This window comes from Kitasatospora sp. NPDC059599 (assembly GCF_042735125.1).
Classification (GTDB): Bacteria; Actinomycetota; Actinomycetes; order Streptomycetales; family Streptomycetaceae; genus Kitasatospora.
This window is the reverse complement of sequence record NZ_JBHWCL010000012.1, coordinates 49,862-63,766: the sequence shown is the minus strand read 5'-3', so window position 1 is coordinate 63,766 and position 13,905 is coordinate 49,862. Positions and strand designations below refer to the sequence as shown.

At 73.1% G+C, this 13,905-nt stretch carries 15 protein-coding genes; 6 read left to right on the top strand and 9 right to left on the bottom strand.

Annotation, left to right across the window (positions count from 1 at the left end):
* The first annotated feature begins 120 nt into the window (after positions 1-120).
* The 3 genes from ACFV04_RS06830 (at position 121) to ACFV04_RS06820 (ending at position 4,213) form a co-directional block, all read left to right on the top strand.
* Entirely contained in the window at positions 121-1,392 is a 1,272-nt protein-coding gene (locus ACFV04_RS06830) for a PTS transporter subunit EIIC (protein ID WP_360253379.1), read from the top strand.
* A gap of 395 nt (positions 1,393-1,787) precedes the next feature.
* A complete protein-coding gene (locus ACFV04_RS06825) occupies positions 1,788-2,930 on the top strand; it encodes an LLM class flavin-dependent oxidoreductase (protein WP_380527280.1) in 1,143 nt (380 codons plus the stop codon).
* Positions 2,927-4,213, top strand: a complete 1,287-nt coding sequence (locus ACFV04_RS06820; RefSeq protein ID WP_380527277.1) for an LLM class flavin-dependent oxidoreductase — start codon at positions 2,927-2,929, stop codon at positions 4,211-4,213. The genes ACFV04_RS06825 and ACFV04_RS06820 overlap by 4 nt, the downstream gene beginning before the upstream one ends.
* Positions 4,214-4,609: 396 nt before the next feature.
* On the opposite strand, the gene ACFV04_RS06815 is transcribed toward ACFV04_RS06820, so the two are convergent.
* Entirely contained in the window at positions 4,610-5,356 is a 747-nt protein-coding gene (locus tag ACFV04_RS06815) for an MBL fold metallo-hydrolase (RefSeq protein WP_360253385.1), read from the bottom strand.
* Positions 5,357-5,563: 207 nt separating this feature from the next.
* Positions 5,564-5,755, bottom strand: a complete 192-nt coding sequence (locus ACFV04_RS06810) for a MarR family transcriptional regulator (protein WP_380339392.1) — start codon at positions 5,753-5,755, stop codon at positions 5,564-5,566.
* 220 nt (positions 5,756-5,975) lie between these two features.
* Here ACFV04_RS06810 and ACFV04_RS06805 point away from each other — a divergent pair, with 220 nt between their 5' ends.
* On the top strand, positions 5,976-6,425 hold the full coding sequence (locus tag ACFV04_RS06805; RefSeq protein ID WP_380339513.1) for a type II toxin-antitoxin system PemK/MazF family toxin: 450 nt from the start codon (positions 5,976-5,978) through the stop codon (positions 6,423-6,425).
* A 69-nt stretch (positions 6,426-6,494) separates the two neighbouring features.
* Here the strand turns inward: ACFV04_RS06805 and ACFV04_RS06800 are convergent, their stop codons facing one another.
* The 7 genes from ACFV04_RS06800 to clpS all read right to left on the bottom strand — a co-directional run bounded on the left by ACFV04_RS06800 (position 6,495) and on the right by clpS (position 11,543).
* Positions 6,495-7,463, bottom strand: coding sequence for a PLP-dependent cysteine synthase family protein (locus tag ACFV04_RS06800; RefSeq protein WP_380527274.1), 969 nt, complete (start codon positions 7,461-7,463; stop codon positions 6,495-6,497).
* A gap of 89 nt (positions 7,464-7,552) precedes the next feature.
* Positions 7,553-7,831 (bottom strand): MoaD/ThiS family protein, encoded by a 279-nt coding sequence (locus tag ACFV04_RS06795; protein WP_350514862.1) that lies wholly within the window; start codon positions 7,829-7,831, stop codon positions 7,553-7,555.
* A 118-nt stretch (positions 7,832-7,949) separates the two neighbouring features.
* Positions 7,950-8,069 carry a putative leader peptide gene (locus ACFV04_RS06790; protein ID WP_317621128.1) on the bottom strand — a complete coding sequence of 40 codons (120 nt, stop codon included), beginning with the start codon at positions 8,067-8,069 and terminating at the stop codon, positions 7,950-7,952.
* Positions 8,070-8,207: 138 nt separating this feature from the next.
* A complete protein-coding gene (locus ACFV04_RS06785; protein ID WP_360253391.1) occupies positions 8,208-8,639 on the bottom strand; it encodes a M67 family metallopeptidase in 432 nt (143 codons plus the stop codon).
* 156 nt (positions 8,640-8,795) lie between these two features.
* On the bottom strand, positions 8,796-10,238 hold the full coding sequence (locus ACFV04_RS06780) for an amino acid permease (RefSeq protein ID WP_380527272.1): 1,443 nt from the start codon (positions 10,236-10,238) through the stop codon (positions 8,796-8,798).
* Positions 10,239-10,618: 380 nt separating this feature from the next.
* Positions 10,619-11,194: a DUF2017 domain-containing protein gene (locus tag ACFV04_RS06775; RefSeq protein WP_380527269.1), complete on the bottom strand. Its 576-nt coding sequence runs from the start codon at positions 11,192-11,194 to the stop codon at positions 10,619-10,621.
* 55 nt (positions 11,195-11,249) lie between these two features.
* Complete coding sequence (gene clpS / locus ACFV04_RS06770) at positions 11,250-11,543, bottom strand: ATP-dependent Clp protease adapter ClpS (RefSeq protein WP_360253397.1); 294 nt, start codon at positions 11,541-11,543, stop codon at positions 11,250-11,252.
* A gap of 140 nt (positions 11,544-11,683) precedes the next feature.
* Here clpS and ACFV04_RS06765 point away from each other — a divergent pair, with 140 nt between their 5' ends.
* Positions 11,684-13,018 carry a nicotinate phosphoribosyltransferase gene (locus ACFV04_RS06765; RefSeq protein ID WP_380527267.1) on the top strand — a complete coding sequence of 445 codons (1,335 nt, stop codon included), beginning with the start codon at positions 11,684-11,686 and terminating at the stop codon, positions 13,016-13,018.
* Positions 13,019-13,237: 219 nt separating this feature from the next.
* Positions 13,238-13,828, top strand: a complete 591-nt coding sequence (locus ACFV04_RS06760) for an isochorismatase family protein (RefSeq protein WP_360253401.1) — start codon at positions 13,238-13,240, stop codon at positions 13,826-13,828.
* Positions 13,829-13,905 lie beyond the last annotated feature (77 nt).

Sequence of the window (13,905 nt, the reverse complement as noted above, 5' to 3'; positions counted from 1 at the left end):
CCCCCCTTCTCCACCCGTGCTACAAAACTGGTCTACACCACCCGTGGTGTAGACCAGTTCGCGGTTCGGCCCCCTGTGCCCTCCCCCGACCGACCGCCATGCCGTAAGGAACCCACCCCCATGAGTCAGTCTGCGCAGGCACCGGCGCCCGCCACGGCTCCGGCCACGCCAAGCCCCGCCAAGAAGTTCGGCCAGAGCCTCCTCCAGGGTCTGCAGAAGATCGGCCGCAGCCTCCAGCTGCCGGTCGCCGTCCTCCCGGCCGCCGGCATCCTGCTCCGGCTCGGCCAGCCCGACGTCTTCGGCAAGGACGGGCTCGGCTGGGGGAAGGTCGCGGAGGTCTTCGCCACCGCCGGTGACGCCGTGTTCACCAACCTGCCGCTGCTGTTCTGCGTCGGCGTCGCCATCGGCTTCGCCAAGAAGGCCGACGGTTCGACCGCGCTGGCGGCCCTCGTCGGCTACCTGGTCTTCCACAACGTGCTGACCGTCTTCCCGATGGACGGCACCGTCACCGAGGCGCTGCCGGCCGGCAAGCCGCAGAACCCGGGCGTCTTCGGCGGCATCGTCGTCGGTCTGCTCAGCGCCATGATCTGGCAGCGGTTCCACCGCAAGAAGCTGGTCGACTGGCTCGGCTTCTTCAACGGCCGCCGCCTCGTGCCGATCATCATGGCCTTCGTCGGCACCCTGCTCGGCGTCGTCATGGGCCTGCTCTGGGGCCCGATCGGCACCGGCCTGACCAACGCCAGCGACTGGCTGACCGGCCTCGGCGCCGCCGGCTCCGGCATCTACGGCGTCGCCAACCGCGCGCTGATCCCGGTCGGCATGCACCAGTTCCTGAACACCTTCTTCCAGCAGCAGGTCGGCAGCTTCACGGACGCCTCGGGCCACACCTGGACCGGCGACATCCCGCGCTTCTTCCACAACGACCCGACCGCGGGCCAGTTCATGTCGGGCTTCTTCCCGATCATGATGTTCGGCCTCCCGGCCGCCGCCCTGGCCATCGCCCACGCCGCGCGCCCCGAGCGCCGCAAGGCCGTCCTCGGCATGATGATCTCCGTCGCGCTCACCAGCTTCGTCACCGGTGTCACCGAGCCGATCGAGTTCTCGTTCATGTTCATCGCCCCGGTGCTCTACCTGATCCACGCGCTGCTCACCGGCCTCTCGATGGCCGTCACCTGGGGCCTGGGCGTGCACGACGGCTTCGGCTTCTCGGCCGGTCTGATCGACTACGGCCTCAACTGGAACCTGGCCACCAAGCCGTGGCTGATCATCCCGATCGGCCTGGTCTTCGCCGCCCTGTACTACTTCCTCTTCCGCTTCGCGATCACCAAGTTCAACCTCAAGACCCCCGGTCGCGAGGACGACGACGAGATCGAGGACGTCACCAAGGCCTGACGTCCGCGCCACCCCTTCGAAGGCCCCGCCCGGCCGCCGCTCCCCCAGCGGCCGAGCGGGGCCTCCGGCGTTCCCGGGCGGGCCCGGCCCGCGGAAACGGCGGTTGACGAACCGACGGAACCCCTGGTCAACTGAAACGGTGAACGCCACCTGCCCGCTGGTCACCCGCAGCCACATCGACTTCGGTCGTGTGTGGTCTGCGGCGTGTCGCGGCTGAGCCGACCGTTCCCCCGCCGCCCGGCTGACGTCCCGCCCGGCGCCGTTCCTCCCCCGCCGCCCGTCCCGGCGCCCGCCCGCGGGCCGTCACTGCGCACCCGCAGGCCTCCGCGCACCACCGACTCCGTACGGGCCGGCCCCTGCGCGCACGCCTCCGCACGAGGAAAGTCAGGCTCACCATGCCCCGCCAGCTCCACCTGTCCGCCGCCCTCGACAGCCCCGGCCGCTTCGACGCCGGGCACTACGCCGCCCTCGCCGGCCTCGCCGAACGGGCCACCCTGGACTTCGTCACCCTCGACGACTCGTTCACCCCCGAGCCGGGCCGCCCCGACGCGCTCGCCACCCTCGCCCGGATCGCCCCGCTGACCGGCCGGGTCGGGCTGGTGCCGACCGTCACCACCACCCACACCGAACCGTTCCACACCTCGATCTCGGTCAACACCCTGGACTGGGTGAGCAAGGGCCGGGCCGGCTGGCTGGTCGGCGTCTCCGCGACCGACACCGAGGCCAAGGCCTTCGGCCGCCGCCCGGTCGCCCCCGCCGACGAGCTGTGGGCCGAGGCCGCCGACGCCGTCGAGGTCGCCGCCCGGCTCTGGGACAGCTGGGAGGACGACGCGGAGATCCGCGACACCGCCACCGGACGGTTCGTCGACCGCGACAAGCTGCACTACGTCGACTTCGAGGGCCGCCACTTCTCGGTCCGCGGCCCGTCCATCACCCCGCGCCCGCCGCAGGGCCGCCCGGTGGTCGTGCTGCCGGTGTCCGCGTCCGACCTCGCACCGGACGCCTCCCCTGGCGGGCGCGCCCGGGTCGCCGCCGCGATCCGGCACGCCGACGTCGTCCTGCTCGACGCCCCCGACCGGGCGACCCGGCTCAGCGCCGCCACCGAGCTGCGGCTGCGCGCCGGCGAGAGCCTGCGGATCCTCGCCCGGCTCGACGCCGCCCTGCCCGTCGGCACCACCGGAATCACCGGCACCACCGACACCACCGACAGCGACGGCAGCGACGGCGGGACGGCCGGGACCGACCGCGCCGCCGAGGAGCGACTGCTCGCCGAACTCACCGCGACCGGGACCGGCGTCGACGGCTTCCACCTCGTCCCCGCCGACCCGCTGCGCGACCTGACCGCCCTGGCCGACCGGATCGCCCCCGCCCTGCGCGCCGCCGGCCTGCTGCGCCCCGCGTACACCGGCCGCACCCTGCGCGACCACCTCGGACTGGACCGCCCGGCCGGCCGCTACGGCCCCCTCCCCTCCTCCCTCGCGCCCGCCGCCGCGCCCGTTCCCGCCGCTTCCCCCGCGCTCGCCGAGGTGACCCGATGACGGACCGCCCGCTCAAGCAGATCCACCTCGCCGCGCACTTCCCCGGCGTCAACAACACCACGGTGTGGAGCGACCCGGCCTCCGGCAGCCACATCGAGTTCGACTCCTTCCGCCACCTCGCCCGGACCGCCGAGCGCGGGAAGTTCGACTACTTCTTCCTCGCCGAGGGCCTGCGGCTGCGCGAGCACAAGGGACTCGTCCACGACCTGGACGTGGTCGGCCGCCCCGAGTCGATCACCGTGCTGAACGCGCTCGCCGCCGTCACCGAGCGGATCGGGCTGGCCGCCACCGTCAACGCGACCTTCAACGAACCGTACGAACTGGCCCGCCGCTTCGCCTCCTTGGACCACCTCTCCGGCGGCCGCGCGGCCTGGAACGTGGTCACCTCCTCGGACGCCTTCACCGGGGAGAACTTCCGCCGCGGCGGCTACCTGGACCGCGCCGACCGCTACACCAGGGCCGCCGAGTTCGTGCAGCTGGCAAGGGAGTTCTGGGACGCCGGGGCGGAGGGCGTCCGGCACCGCGGCCCGCAGTTCGAGGTCGAGGGCCGACTCTCGCTGCCGCGGCCGCCGCAGGGCCACCCGGTGGTGATCGAGGCCGGGGACTCCGCCGAGGGCAGGGAGTTCGCCGCCGCCACCGCCGACGTGGTCTTCACCGTGCACTCCACCCTCGCCGCCGGCCAGGCCTTCCACACGGACGTCAAGCGTCGGCTCGCCGCGTACGGGCGCAAGCCGGACGAACTGAAGATCATGCCCGGGGCCACCTTCGTCCTCGGCGACACCGACGCCGAGGCGGCCGAACGCGCCGCCGAGGTCCGGCTGGCCCAGGTCGGACCGCAGACCGCGATCGCCTTCCTGGAGCAGGCCTGGGGCGTCGACCTGTCCGGCCACGACCCGGACGGACCGCTGCCGGACGTCGACCCCGACCCGGACAGCGCGCTGGTCCAGGGCCGGGTCCGGTTCGGCGACCCGCTGGCCGTCGCCCGACGCTGGCGGGCGATCGCGGCGGAGAAGCGGCTGACCAGCCGCGAACTGGTGATCGAGGTGACCGGCCGGCAGTCCTTCGTCGGCTCCCCGGCCACCGTCGCCGCACGGATCGACCACTTCGTGCAGAACGACGCGGCCGACGGCTTCATCCTCGTCCCGCACCTCACCCCGGGCGGCCTGGACGAGTTCGTCGACCGGGTGGTGCCACTGCTCCAGGAACGCGGGGTCTTCCGCACCGACTACACCGGCCCGACCCTGCGCGACCACCTCGGACTGCCCGTCCCCGGGCAGCGCTGAGCCCCGCCCCCGGCCCCGGCGCCCGGTCCCCGGCTCCACCCGCGCCGCGTGCACGCCGGCCCGGAAGCGGCTCCCCGCGCCAGGGGCGGGCGCCGCGGCACGGTGGGTCGACGCTCCGTCATACCGCTGTCCGCCGATCCGGGTTCGGGTGGCGTCCGGGCCGCCGGCCGGACGGGCCGCGCCCTGCCCGCGCCGCCCTGGCCGCGCCTCCGTGCCCGGTCACCGCCCGGCTGCGGGAGGCCTACCGGGCGGCCGTGACGGACGTCGATCCGCAGCACCGGCACCGGCGGACGCCGGTGGCGTGCCCCTGCGGACCGCGCCCGGCCGCCGGGCGCAGGCCCGACGGGGCGCTCCGTACCCGACGGGGCTCCGTGCCCGGGGCGGTCCCGTGCCCGGTCAGACCTCGTACACCGCACCCGCGCGGGCGATCTCGACCGGCCCGGCGTAGGCGGCGGCCGCGTCGCGGCGGTTGTGCTCGGCGTCGGTCCACGGGGGGATGTGGGTGAGGACGAGTCGGCGGGCACCGGCGGCGGTGGCGTGCTCGCCGGCTTCGCGTCCGTTGAGGTGGACGGCCCGGTAGGTGTCACGGCCGTCGATGTACGCGGCCTCGCAGAGGAAGAGGTCGGCGTCGCGGGCGAGTTCGACGAGTGCGGCGCTCTCGCCGGTGTCGCCGCTGTACACGATCGAGCGACCGTCGTGTTCGAGCCGGAAGGCGAAGGCGTCGACCGGGTGGTTGACCTGGGCGACCTCGACCCGGAAGGGGCCGAGGTCGAAGCTGCCGGGGGTGAGGGTGCGGAACTCGAAGACCTCCTTCATGCCGGGGTTCTCCGGCATGTCGTAGGCGCGGGCGAGTCGCTCGGCGGTGCCGGCCGGGCCGTACACGGGGAGCAGTTCGGGGCAGCCACCGGCGCGGTAGTTGCGGGCCACCCAGTAGGCGCACAGGTCGACGCAGTGGTCGGCGTGCAGGTGGCTGAGCAGGACGGCGTCGACGTCGTAGAGGCCGGTGTACTTCTGCAGGGCGCCGAGGGCTCCGTTGCCGAGGTCGAGGACGAGGCGGTAGCCGTCGGCCTCGACGAGGTAGCTGGAGCAGGGCGAGTCGGCGGACGGGAAGCTCCCCGAGCACCCCACCACGGTCAGTTTCATCCGAGCCCCTCCGCCCCGACACGTCCTGGCTGCTGCTGGAAAACGGCATGGAAAACGGCAGGCCGGGCCGGTGAACCGGCCGGTAGCACTGCATTGGTGTGTCGAGGGTAAGGGTGGAGCGGCACTTTGCCCCCGTCCCCGTGCCGGGCTGTGGCTGGAATCACCAGAACGCCGGGGACGGGAGCGGGGGCCGGGGCCGGGGTGGGCTCAGCGGTGCCCGGGGCGGTTGCGGGCCCAGGCGCGGATGGTGTCGGGGTACCAGCGGGGGTGGCCGGCGGCGTCGGTCGCGTCGGGGCCGGGCAGCAGCCCGTGGCGCCGGTAGCTGCGGACGGTCTCGGGGCGGACGTCGATGTGGCGGGCGATCTCGGCGTAGGACCACAGTTCGGCGCTACGGCTCATGCACCCACCTCGCTTCGCTCACGCACGGGGCACCTCCGGGGGACGGGGCGGACGTTCGTGACGCAGCCTTCCGGGGTGCGGCCGGACATCCGGCGCGGAACGGGCACGGTGGCGGTTCCGTGACGAACCGGGAGCAAAGCGCGGACACGTGCTCAACCGTCACAGCCGTCACGGTGGTGGCGCGCACCCCCGGCCCGGTACGGTTCGCCGCATGAACGGCATGACTGGTACCTGGGTCGTCCTGGCGCTGGCCGGCATCGCGCTGCTGGCGGCCGTCGCGGCGGTGCTGGTGCGGCGGACCCGCCCGGCCCCCCGCCCGGCGGGGCCGACCGGCCCGCGGCCGCGCCCGAGCACCCGGTCCCGCCCCGAGCCGCAGGAGATCTGGTGGGCGGAGGTGCCGTTCGAGGACGGCCCCGGGTCGAAGGACCGCCCGTGCCTGGTGCTGCGGGTGCGGGGCCGGACCGCGACCGTCGCGAAGATCACCAGCAAGCACCACGCCGAGCGCCCGGGCGTGCTGCCGCTGCCGCCCGGTTCGGTGGGCGACCGGCAGGGCCGGACCAGCTGGCTGGAGACCGACGAGCTGCGGGAGGTCCCGCTGTCGGCGTTCCGCCGCCGGGCGGGCACGGTGGACCGGCAGGTGTGGTCCCGGGCCCGGCAGGTGCTGAACTAGGGCCGGACAGGGCCGAGGGCCCGGCCGGACCCGCCGACCGTCAGCCGGCTACTGGGTCCGGCATCGGGCCTAGGCCCAGAGCTGGCCCTGCAGCGCCTCGACGGCCGCCTCGGTGGACTCGGCGGTGTAGATGCCGGTGGACAGGTACTTCCAGCCGCCGTCGGCGACCACGAAGACGATGTCCGCGCGCTCTCCCGCGGCCGCCGCCTTGCGGCCGACGCCGATCGCCGCGTGCAGGATGGCGCCGGTGGAGACGCCCGCGAAGATGCCTTCCTGCTTCAGGAGTTCGCGGGTGCGGCGGACGGCGTCCGCGGAGCCGACCGAGAAGCGGGTGGTGAGCACCTCGGCGTCGTACAGCTCGGGGACGAAGCCCTCGTCGAGGTTGCGCAGCCCGTACACCAGGTCGTCGTAGCGCGGTTCGGCGGCGACGATCTTCACGCCGGGGACCTTCTCACGCAGGTAGCGGCCGACGCCCATCAGGGTGCCGGTGGTGCCGAGGCCGGCCACGAAGTGGGTGACGGTCGGCAGGTCGGCGAGGATCTCGGGGCCGGTGCCGGTGTAGTGGGCGCCCGCGTTGTCGGGGTTGCCGTACTGGTAGAGCATCACCCAGTCGGGGTGCTCGGCGGCGATCTCCTTGGCGATCCGGACGGCGGTGTTGGAGCCGCCGGCGGCCGGGGAGGGGATGATCTCGGCGCCCCACATGCGGAGCAGCTCGCGCCGTTCCTCGCTGGTGTTCTCGGGCATCACGCAGACCATCCGGTAGCCCTTGAGCTTGGCGGCCATGGCGAGCGAGATGCCGGTGTTGCCACTGGTGGGTTCCAGGATGGTGCAGCCCGGGGTGAGCCGGCCCTCGGCCTCGGCGCGCTCGATCATGTGCAGCGCCGGGCGGTCCTTGATCGAGCCGGTCGGGTTGCGGTCCTCCAGCTTGGCCCAGAGGGTGACCAGGCCCTCGGTGTTGCCGGGGACCGCGGCGGACAGCCGGGGCAGGCGGACCAGCGGGGTGTTGCCGACGGCTTCGAGCGGACTGTCGTAACGCAAGGGAGGCCTCCGGCCACGGCGGTGAGGGGTCACACGGCGGTGAGGGTCGCGGGGGTGGTTCCCCCGCCGGTGGCGGGGGAACCGGGAGGTCAGCGGGCGCCGCCGGCCACGGCGGGCAGGATGGTGACGCTGTCGCCGTCGGCGAGGGCGGTGGAGATGCCCTCCAGGAACCGGACGTCCTCGTCGTTCAGGTAGACGTTGACGAAGCGGCGCAGCTCGCCGCCGTCGACGAGGCGGGCGGCGATGCCCGGGTGGCGGGCGTCGAGGTCGGTGAAGAGTTCCCCGAGGTTGCTGCCGTTGCCCTCGACGGCCTTGGCGCCGTCGGTGTAGGTGCGGAGGATGGTCGGGATGCGGACCTCGATGGCCATGGGTGCGCTCCTGTGCAAGTCGTGGAGTGGTGGGCCGCAGCGGACGCGGCAGGGCGGACGGGTGCCCGGGCGCGGCGGCGCCGGAGGGGCGGCGGGCCCGGGCGGGGTGCGGCGGCTCTCAGCGCGAGCGCGCGGGCGTGCCTGGACAGATCGCGCCGGCGTGCCGGCACAGGTCGATGTGCAGGCGCGCCACGAGGCGGGTGCCCGGGGCCTGGTTGCTCACATCGACGGAACGCATGGGCTCATCGTATAGATTCCCGGGCCCGCTCCGACATGCCCGTCTCGGGATCCGGATGTTCTCGTCCCCAGTGCTGAGACGCGGCGGGCCCGCCGTCCCTTCGCCGGGGTCGGCGGGCCGCGTCCGGGCGGGTGCCGGTCAGGCCGGGTGGGCCTCGACGACCTCGACGTCTTCCTCTGTGATCTCGCCGTCCACGATGCGGAACGAGCGGAACTGGTAGGCGTCGTCCTCGCCGTTGCCGTCGGCGGTGGAGACCAGGACGTAGTGGGCGAACGGTTCGGAGGCGTAGCTCACGTCGGTCCGCGACGGGTAGGCCTCGGTCGCGGTGTGCGAGTGGTACACGATCACCGGCTCCTCGTCGCGGTCGTCCATCTCGCGGTAGAGCTTGAGCAGGTCGCCCGAGTCGAACTCGTAGAAGGTGGGCGAGCGGGCGGCGTTGAGCATCGGGACGAACCGCTCGGGCCGTCCGGTGCCGGCCGGTCCGGCGACCACGCCGCAGGCCTCGTCCGGGTGGTCGGCGCGGGCGTGGGCCACGATCCGGTCGCGGATTTCTCGGGTGATGGTCAGCATGCGGTCAGGATAGCCACGCCCCGGCGGGTGTCCGCCGGGGCGTCCGAGGCGCGGTCGACGGGTGTCCGAGGCGCGGTCGACGGCCGTCCGCGGGCCGGTCCCGGTGCACGTGCGGTCCCGCCGTGCGTCCGGTCCCGGGCCCTGCGGAGCCCGGGCTCAGGCGGCGTCCTCCGCGTGCGGGTGGTCGTGGGCGGGGCCGTTGACGGCCTGCGGGTTGCGGCGCTGGAGGAAGCGGTAGCCGATGACCAGCACCACGGCCCAGCCGGGGAAGACGTAGAGCGAGATCCGGTTGTCCTCGTCCAGGCCGATCAGCACCACGACGAGGGCGAGGAAGGCGAGCGCGGCCCAGCTGACCCAGGCGCCGCCGGGCGACTTGAAGCCGGGCGCGGGCAGGCGGCCGGCCTTCCAGGCCCGGCGGTAGCGGATCTGGGAGATCAGGATCATCGCCCAGGTCCACAGGCCGCAGACGGTGGCGACCGAGGTGATGTACTCGAACGCCCGCGCGGGGACGAGGTAGTTGAGCACCACGCCGGCGCCCATCAGCAGACAGGAGACGGTGATCGCGAAGGCGGGGGTGCGGCGGGAGTTGAGCGCGGTGAGCCGCCCCGGGGCCTGGCCGCGCAGGGCGAGGTCGCGCAGCATGCGACCGGTGGAGTACATCCCGGAGTTGCAGGAGGAGAGCGCGGCGGTGAGCACCACGAAGTTGATGATGCCGGCCGCGGCCGGGATGCCGATCTTGCCGAAGGCGGCGACGAACGGGCTGACGCCGGGCTGGAATTCGGTCCACGGCACGAGCGAGAGGATGACGACCAGGGCGCCGATGTAGAACAGCGCGATGCGCCAGGGCAGCGTGTTGATGGCGCGCGGGAGGGTCTTCTCGGGGTTCTCGCTCTCGCCCGCGGTGACGCCGACGAGTTCGACGCCGAGGTAGGCGAACATGACGATCTGGAGGGTCATCACGGTGGAGCCGATGCCCTTGGGGAAGAAGCCGCCGTCCTGCCACAGGTGGGAGATCGACGCGGTGTCACCGGCCTTGCTGAAGCCCAGGGTGAGCACCCCGACGCCGATGAGGATCATGCCGATGATGGCGGTGACCTTGACCATGGAGAACCAGAACTCGATCTCGCCGAACAGCTTCACCGAGATCAGGTTGGCCGCGTAGAGGACGACCAGGAAGGTCAGAGCGCTGGCCCACTGGGGTATACCGGGCGCCCAGAACTTCACGTACACGGCGGCCGCGGTGGTCTCGGCCATGCCGGTGACGACCCAGAACAACCAGTACGTCCAGCCGGTCACGTAGCCGGCGAAGGGGCCGAGGAACTCCCGCGCGTACTCGGCGAAGCTGCCGGACACCGGGCGGTAGGTGAGGAGTTCACCGAGGGCGCGCATGATCGCGAAGATCACCACACCGGCGACGGCGTAGGAGAGGATCAGGCTCGGGCCGGACTTGGAGATCGCGGTGCCGGCGCCGAGGAAGAGCCCGGTGCCGATCGCTCCGCCGATCGCGATCATCTGGATCTGGCGGCTGCCGAGTCCCCGCTCGTAGCCCTCCTCGTCCGGCTTGGTGTCGACCACGTGGTCGTACAACTTCTCGGCCATGGTGCACCGTCCTGGTCGGTCTCGGGAGTGGAGAAGTCGTACCACGGGCCGTCCGGACAGCGGTGTTCATCTGAGCGATATTTGAGCATGACCTGGTATGATCTGCCCCATTTTGCACGGAAAAGCCCCGGCGAATCGTCCACATCCTGGACGAAATCGCCGGGGCCTGCCCGAAACCGGGCACGATCGCCCCGGAAACGCGAACGGGAGCGGGCCGGCCGCTCCACGTTCATCCGGTGATACGCCCGGGTTCGGGCTCCGTTCACCGGGTCGGAGCCGCCTACCGGACCGGCCGCCCGACCCGCGACACCCGGCCCGCACCGCCCGGCCGACACCGTTCAGTCGGCGCCGTTCAGTCGACACCGTTCAGTCGGCGCCGTTCAGTCGACCATCGCCTCCAGTAGCGACTCCTGCAGCGCCCCCAGCCACAGGTACGCCATCACCAGCGGCTTGCGCTCGTCGCTGTCCGGCAGCTCGTAGAGGCCCTCCTCGTCGTCCTCGGTGACCTCCAGCCGGACGCCGAGGGCCAGCCGCAGGTCGTTCAACGCGCCCAGCCAGCGCGGGCAGTCGGGGGTGCCCAGCTTGAGCACCCCGTCGCCGCCGAGGCCGTCCAGCGCCCGGACGACGAACAGTGCGTCGTCCCGCTTGCGGGCCCGCAGGTCCAGCTCGGTGAAGCGGCGGAACTCGCCGGACGAGGCCGCGGCCTCGTCGTCGTCATCCGGCTTCTCCGGGTCCCCGTAGGCGTCCGGGAAGAACCGGGCCAGCACCGGGTCGGCGGGCGCCTCGGTCGGCCCCTCGGCGAACAGCGCGGCCAGCGGGTCGCCGTCGCCACCGCCCGGGCCGGGGCCGATCAGCTCCAGCAACTGCACTTCCAGCGAGCGGAGGATGGAGGCCTCCCACTCGTCCAGCGCGATCGTCGCGCCGCCACCGCCGGTGCTCTCGAACAACCCAGCCATCTGTATCGGTCAGCCCGTCTTCGTCGTCTTCGGTCATACGGCCGGCGGTCCGGCGTCAGTCGTGCTGGAGCGTCGCCCAGAGGCCGTAGCCGTGCATCGCCTGGACGTCGCGCTCCATCTCCTCGCGGGAACCGCTGGAGACCACCGCCCGCCCCTTGGTGTGGACGTCCATCATCAGCTTCCGGGCCTTGTCCTTCGGGTAGCCGAAGTAGGCCTGGAAGACGTACTGGACATAGCTCATCAGGTTGACCGCGTCGTTGTGCACGATGGTCACCCAGGGCGTGTCCGGCTCTGCCACCGGCAGACCTTCGACCTCGGGGCGCTCGATCTCCGCGGGCGCGACACTCACGCCGGGTCCTCCTCGCTGCACGTTCGTCCGTTGCTCCTCACGCCCCATGCTGCCATCCGGGGGACACCCGGGCGATTCCGCCCCGGCCCGCTCGGCGAGAAATCGTCACTCTGACGCTAAGTGGTAGTAGCATCATCCCCATGGACGCCACTTCAGTGCGCGCGGCCGGGTCGACCGCGCTGCTCACCGACCGCTACGAGCTCACCATGCTGCAGGCCGCCCTGCGCAGCGGGGCCGCGCACCGCCACTCCGTCTTCGAGGTGTTCACCCGCCACCTGCCGAGCGGCCGCCGCTACGGCGTCATGGCCGGCACCGGCCGGGTCCTCGACGCCGTCGAGAACTTCCGCTTCACCACCGCCCAGCTGGACTGGCTGGCCGACCAGGGCGTGGTCGACGAGGACACCCTGCGCTTCCTCGCCGACTACCGCTTCCGCGGCGACATCCACGGCTACCCCGAGGGCGAGGTCTACTTCCCCGGCTCCCCGCTGCTCACCGTCGAGGGCAGCTTCGCCGAGGCGGTGATCCTGGAGACGGTGATCCTCTCGATCCTCAACCACGACTCGGCGATCGCGGCCGCCGCCTCCCGGATGACCGCCGCCGCCGGCGGCCGCCCGGTGATCGAGATGGGCGCCCGCCGGGCCCACGAGCACGCCGCCGTCTCCGCCGCGCGGGCCGCGTACGTGGCCGGGTTCGCCGCCACCTCGGACCTGGAGGCCGGCTTCACCCACGGCATCCCCACCACCGGCACCGCCGCGCACGCCTTCACCCTGGTGCACGACAGCGAGCGGGACGCCTTCCGCGCCCAGATCGCCTCGATGGGCAAGGGCACCACGCTGCTGGTCGACACCTTCGACCTGCGCGAGGCCGTGCGCACCGCGGTCGAGGTGGCCGGCCCCGAGCTGGGCGCCGTCCGGATCGACTCCGGCGACCTCACCCTGCTGGCCCACCGGGTCCGCCGCCAGCTGGACGAGCTGGGCGCCACCGACACCCGGATCATCGTCACCTCGGACCTGGACGAGTACGCGATCGCCGCCCTGGCCGCCGCCCCGGTGGACGGCTACGGCGTCGGCACCAGCCTGGTCACCGGCAGCGGGCACCCGACCTGCGCGATGGTCTACAAGCTGGTCGCCAGGGCCGGGGACGACGGCGGGCCGCTGGTGCCGGTGGCCAAGCGCGCGGCGGGCGGCAAGACCAGCACCGGCGGCCGCAAGTGGGCGGCCCGGCGGCCCGACGCCGACGGCGTGGCCGAGGCCGAGGTGGTCGGCACCGGGCCCGTCCCCGACGAGCTGCGGCCGCACCTGGTGCAGGTACCGCTGGTACGGGCCGGTGAGACGGTCGGCCGGGAGCCACTGAGCGCCGCCCGCGAACGGCACGTCCGCGCCCGGGCCGCGCTGCCGCTGTCGGCCACCCAGCTCTCCAAGGGCGACCCGGTGCTGCCGACCGAACTGGTCCTGACCGCCGACGCGGTCCTCTGACCGACGCCGCCCTCCGGGCCGCGCAGGCCGCGGTCCGGCCCACCCGGACCGCCCCCGGGGGCTTCCGCCCCCGCGCGGCACTCCCTAGAGTCAGCCGTAGAGTTCCCCGGAGCTCCCCGAGAACCCCCCGAGCCCCGCACCGCCGGGCCGAGTACTCCCGAGGGCTCCCCCACCGGGGCGCCGCCTGCAGCGGGCCCCCGACATCCGAGGATGCGAGCCATGCACCGGGCACTGATCGTCGTCGACGTTCAGAACGACTTCTGCGAGGGCGGCAGCCTGGCCGTCGCCGGCGGCGCCGAGGTGGCCGCCGCCATCACCGATCTGATCGCCGAATCCTCCCCCGGCTACCAGCACATCCTCGCCACCCGCGACCACCACATCGACCCGGGTGCGCACTTCTCCGCCGAGCCGGACTACGTCGACAGCTGGCCGGTGCACTGCGTGGCCGGCACCGAGGGCGTGGGGTTCCACCCCAACTTCGCACCCGCGGTGATCTCCGGTGCGGTCGAGGCGGTCTTCGACAAGGGCGCCCACTCGGCGGCGTACAGCGGCTTCGAGGGACTGGACGAGAACGAGCGCGGCCCGCTGGAGTGGCTGCGCGAACGGCAGGTCGACGAGATCGACGTGGTGGGCCTCGCCATCGACCACTGCGTGCGGGCGACCGCGCTGGACGCCGTCCGGGCGGGCTTCGCCACCCGCGTCCTGCTGGACCTCACCGCCGGGGTGGCCCCGGAGACCACCGCCGCCGCGCTGGAGGAACTGCGGGCGGCCGGGGTCGAGTTGGTCGGCACGCCGGTGGTCCGTCCCTGACGTCTCCCGGCGTCCCCTGACGTCCCTCTGAGGTCCCTCTGAGGTCCCCCTGGCGTCTCCCGGCGCACCGTCGCACC

Excerpts from the sequence above, each read along its gene's own strand:
- ACFV04_RS06805 (WP_380339513.1), top strand. The coding sequence starts at position 5,976 with ATGACTGGTACCTGGGTCGTCCTGGCGCTGGCCGGCATCGCGCTGCTG.
- ACFV04_RS06830 (WP_360253379.1), top strand. The coding sequence starts at position 121 with ATGAGTCAGTCTGCGCAGGCACCGGCGCCCGCCACGGCTCCGGCCACG.
- ACFV04_RS06815 (WP_360253385.1), bottom strand. The coding sequence starts at position 5,356 with ATGAAACTGACCGTGGTGGGGTGCTCGGGGAGCTTCCCGTCCGCCGAC.
- ACFV04_RS06775 (WP_380527269.1), bottom strand. The coding sequence starts at position 11,194 with ATGGCTGGGTTGTTCGAGAGCACCGGCGGTGGCGGCGCGACGATCGCG.
- ACFV04_RS06780 (WP_380527272.1), bottom strand. The coding sequence starts at position 10,238 with ATGGCCGAGAAGTTGTACGACCACGTGGTCGACACCAAGCCGGACGAG.
- ACFV04_RS06785 (WP_360253391.1), bottom strand. The coding sequence starts at position 8,639 with ATGCTGACCATCACCCGAGAAATCCGCGACCGGATCGTGGCCCACGCC.
- ACFV04_RS06795 (WP_350514862.1), bottom strand. The coding sequence starts at position 7,831 with ATGGCCATCGAGGTCCGCATCCCGACCATCCTCCGCACCTACACCGAC.
- ACFV04_RS06810 (WP_380339392.1), bottom strand. The coding sequence starts at position 5,755 with ATGAGCCGTAGCGCCGAACTGTGGTCCTACGCCGAGATCGCCCGCCAC.
- ACFV04_RS06765 (WP_380527267.1), top strand. The coding sequence starts at position 11,684 with ATGGACGCCACTTCAGTGCGCGCGGCCGGGTCGACCGCGCTGCTCACC.
- ACFV04_RS06760 (WP_360253401.1), top strand. The coding sequence starts at position 13,238 with ATGCACCGGGCACTGATCGTCGTCGACGTTCAGAACGACTTCTGCGAG.
- ACFV04_RS06825 (WP_380527280.1), top strand. The coding sequence starts at position 1,788 with ATGCCCCGCCAGCTCCACCTGTCCGCCGCCCTCGACAGCCCCGGCCGC.
- ACFV04_RS06820 (WP_380527277.1), top strand. The coding sequence starts at position 2,927 with ATGACGGACCGCCCGCTCAAGCAGATCCACCTCGCCGCGCACTTCCCC.
- ACFV04_RS06790 (WP_317621128.1), bottom strand. The coding sequence starts at position 8,069 with ATGCGTTCCGTCGATGTGAGCAACCAGGCCCCGGGCACCCGCCTCGTG.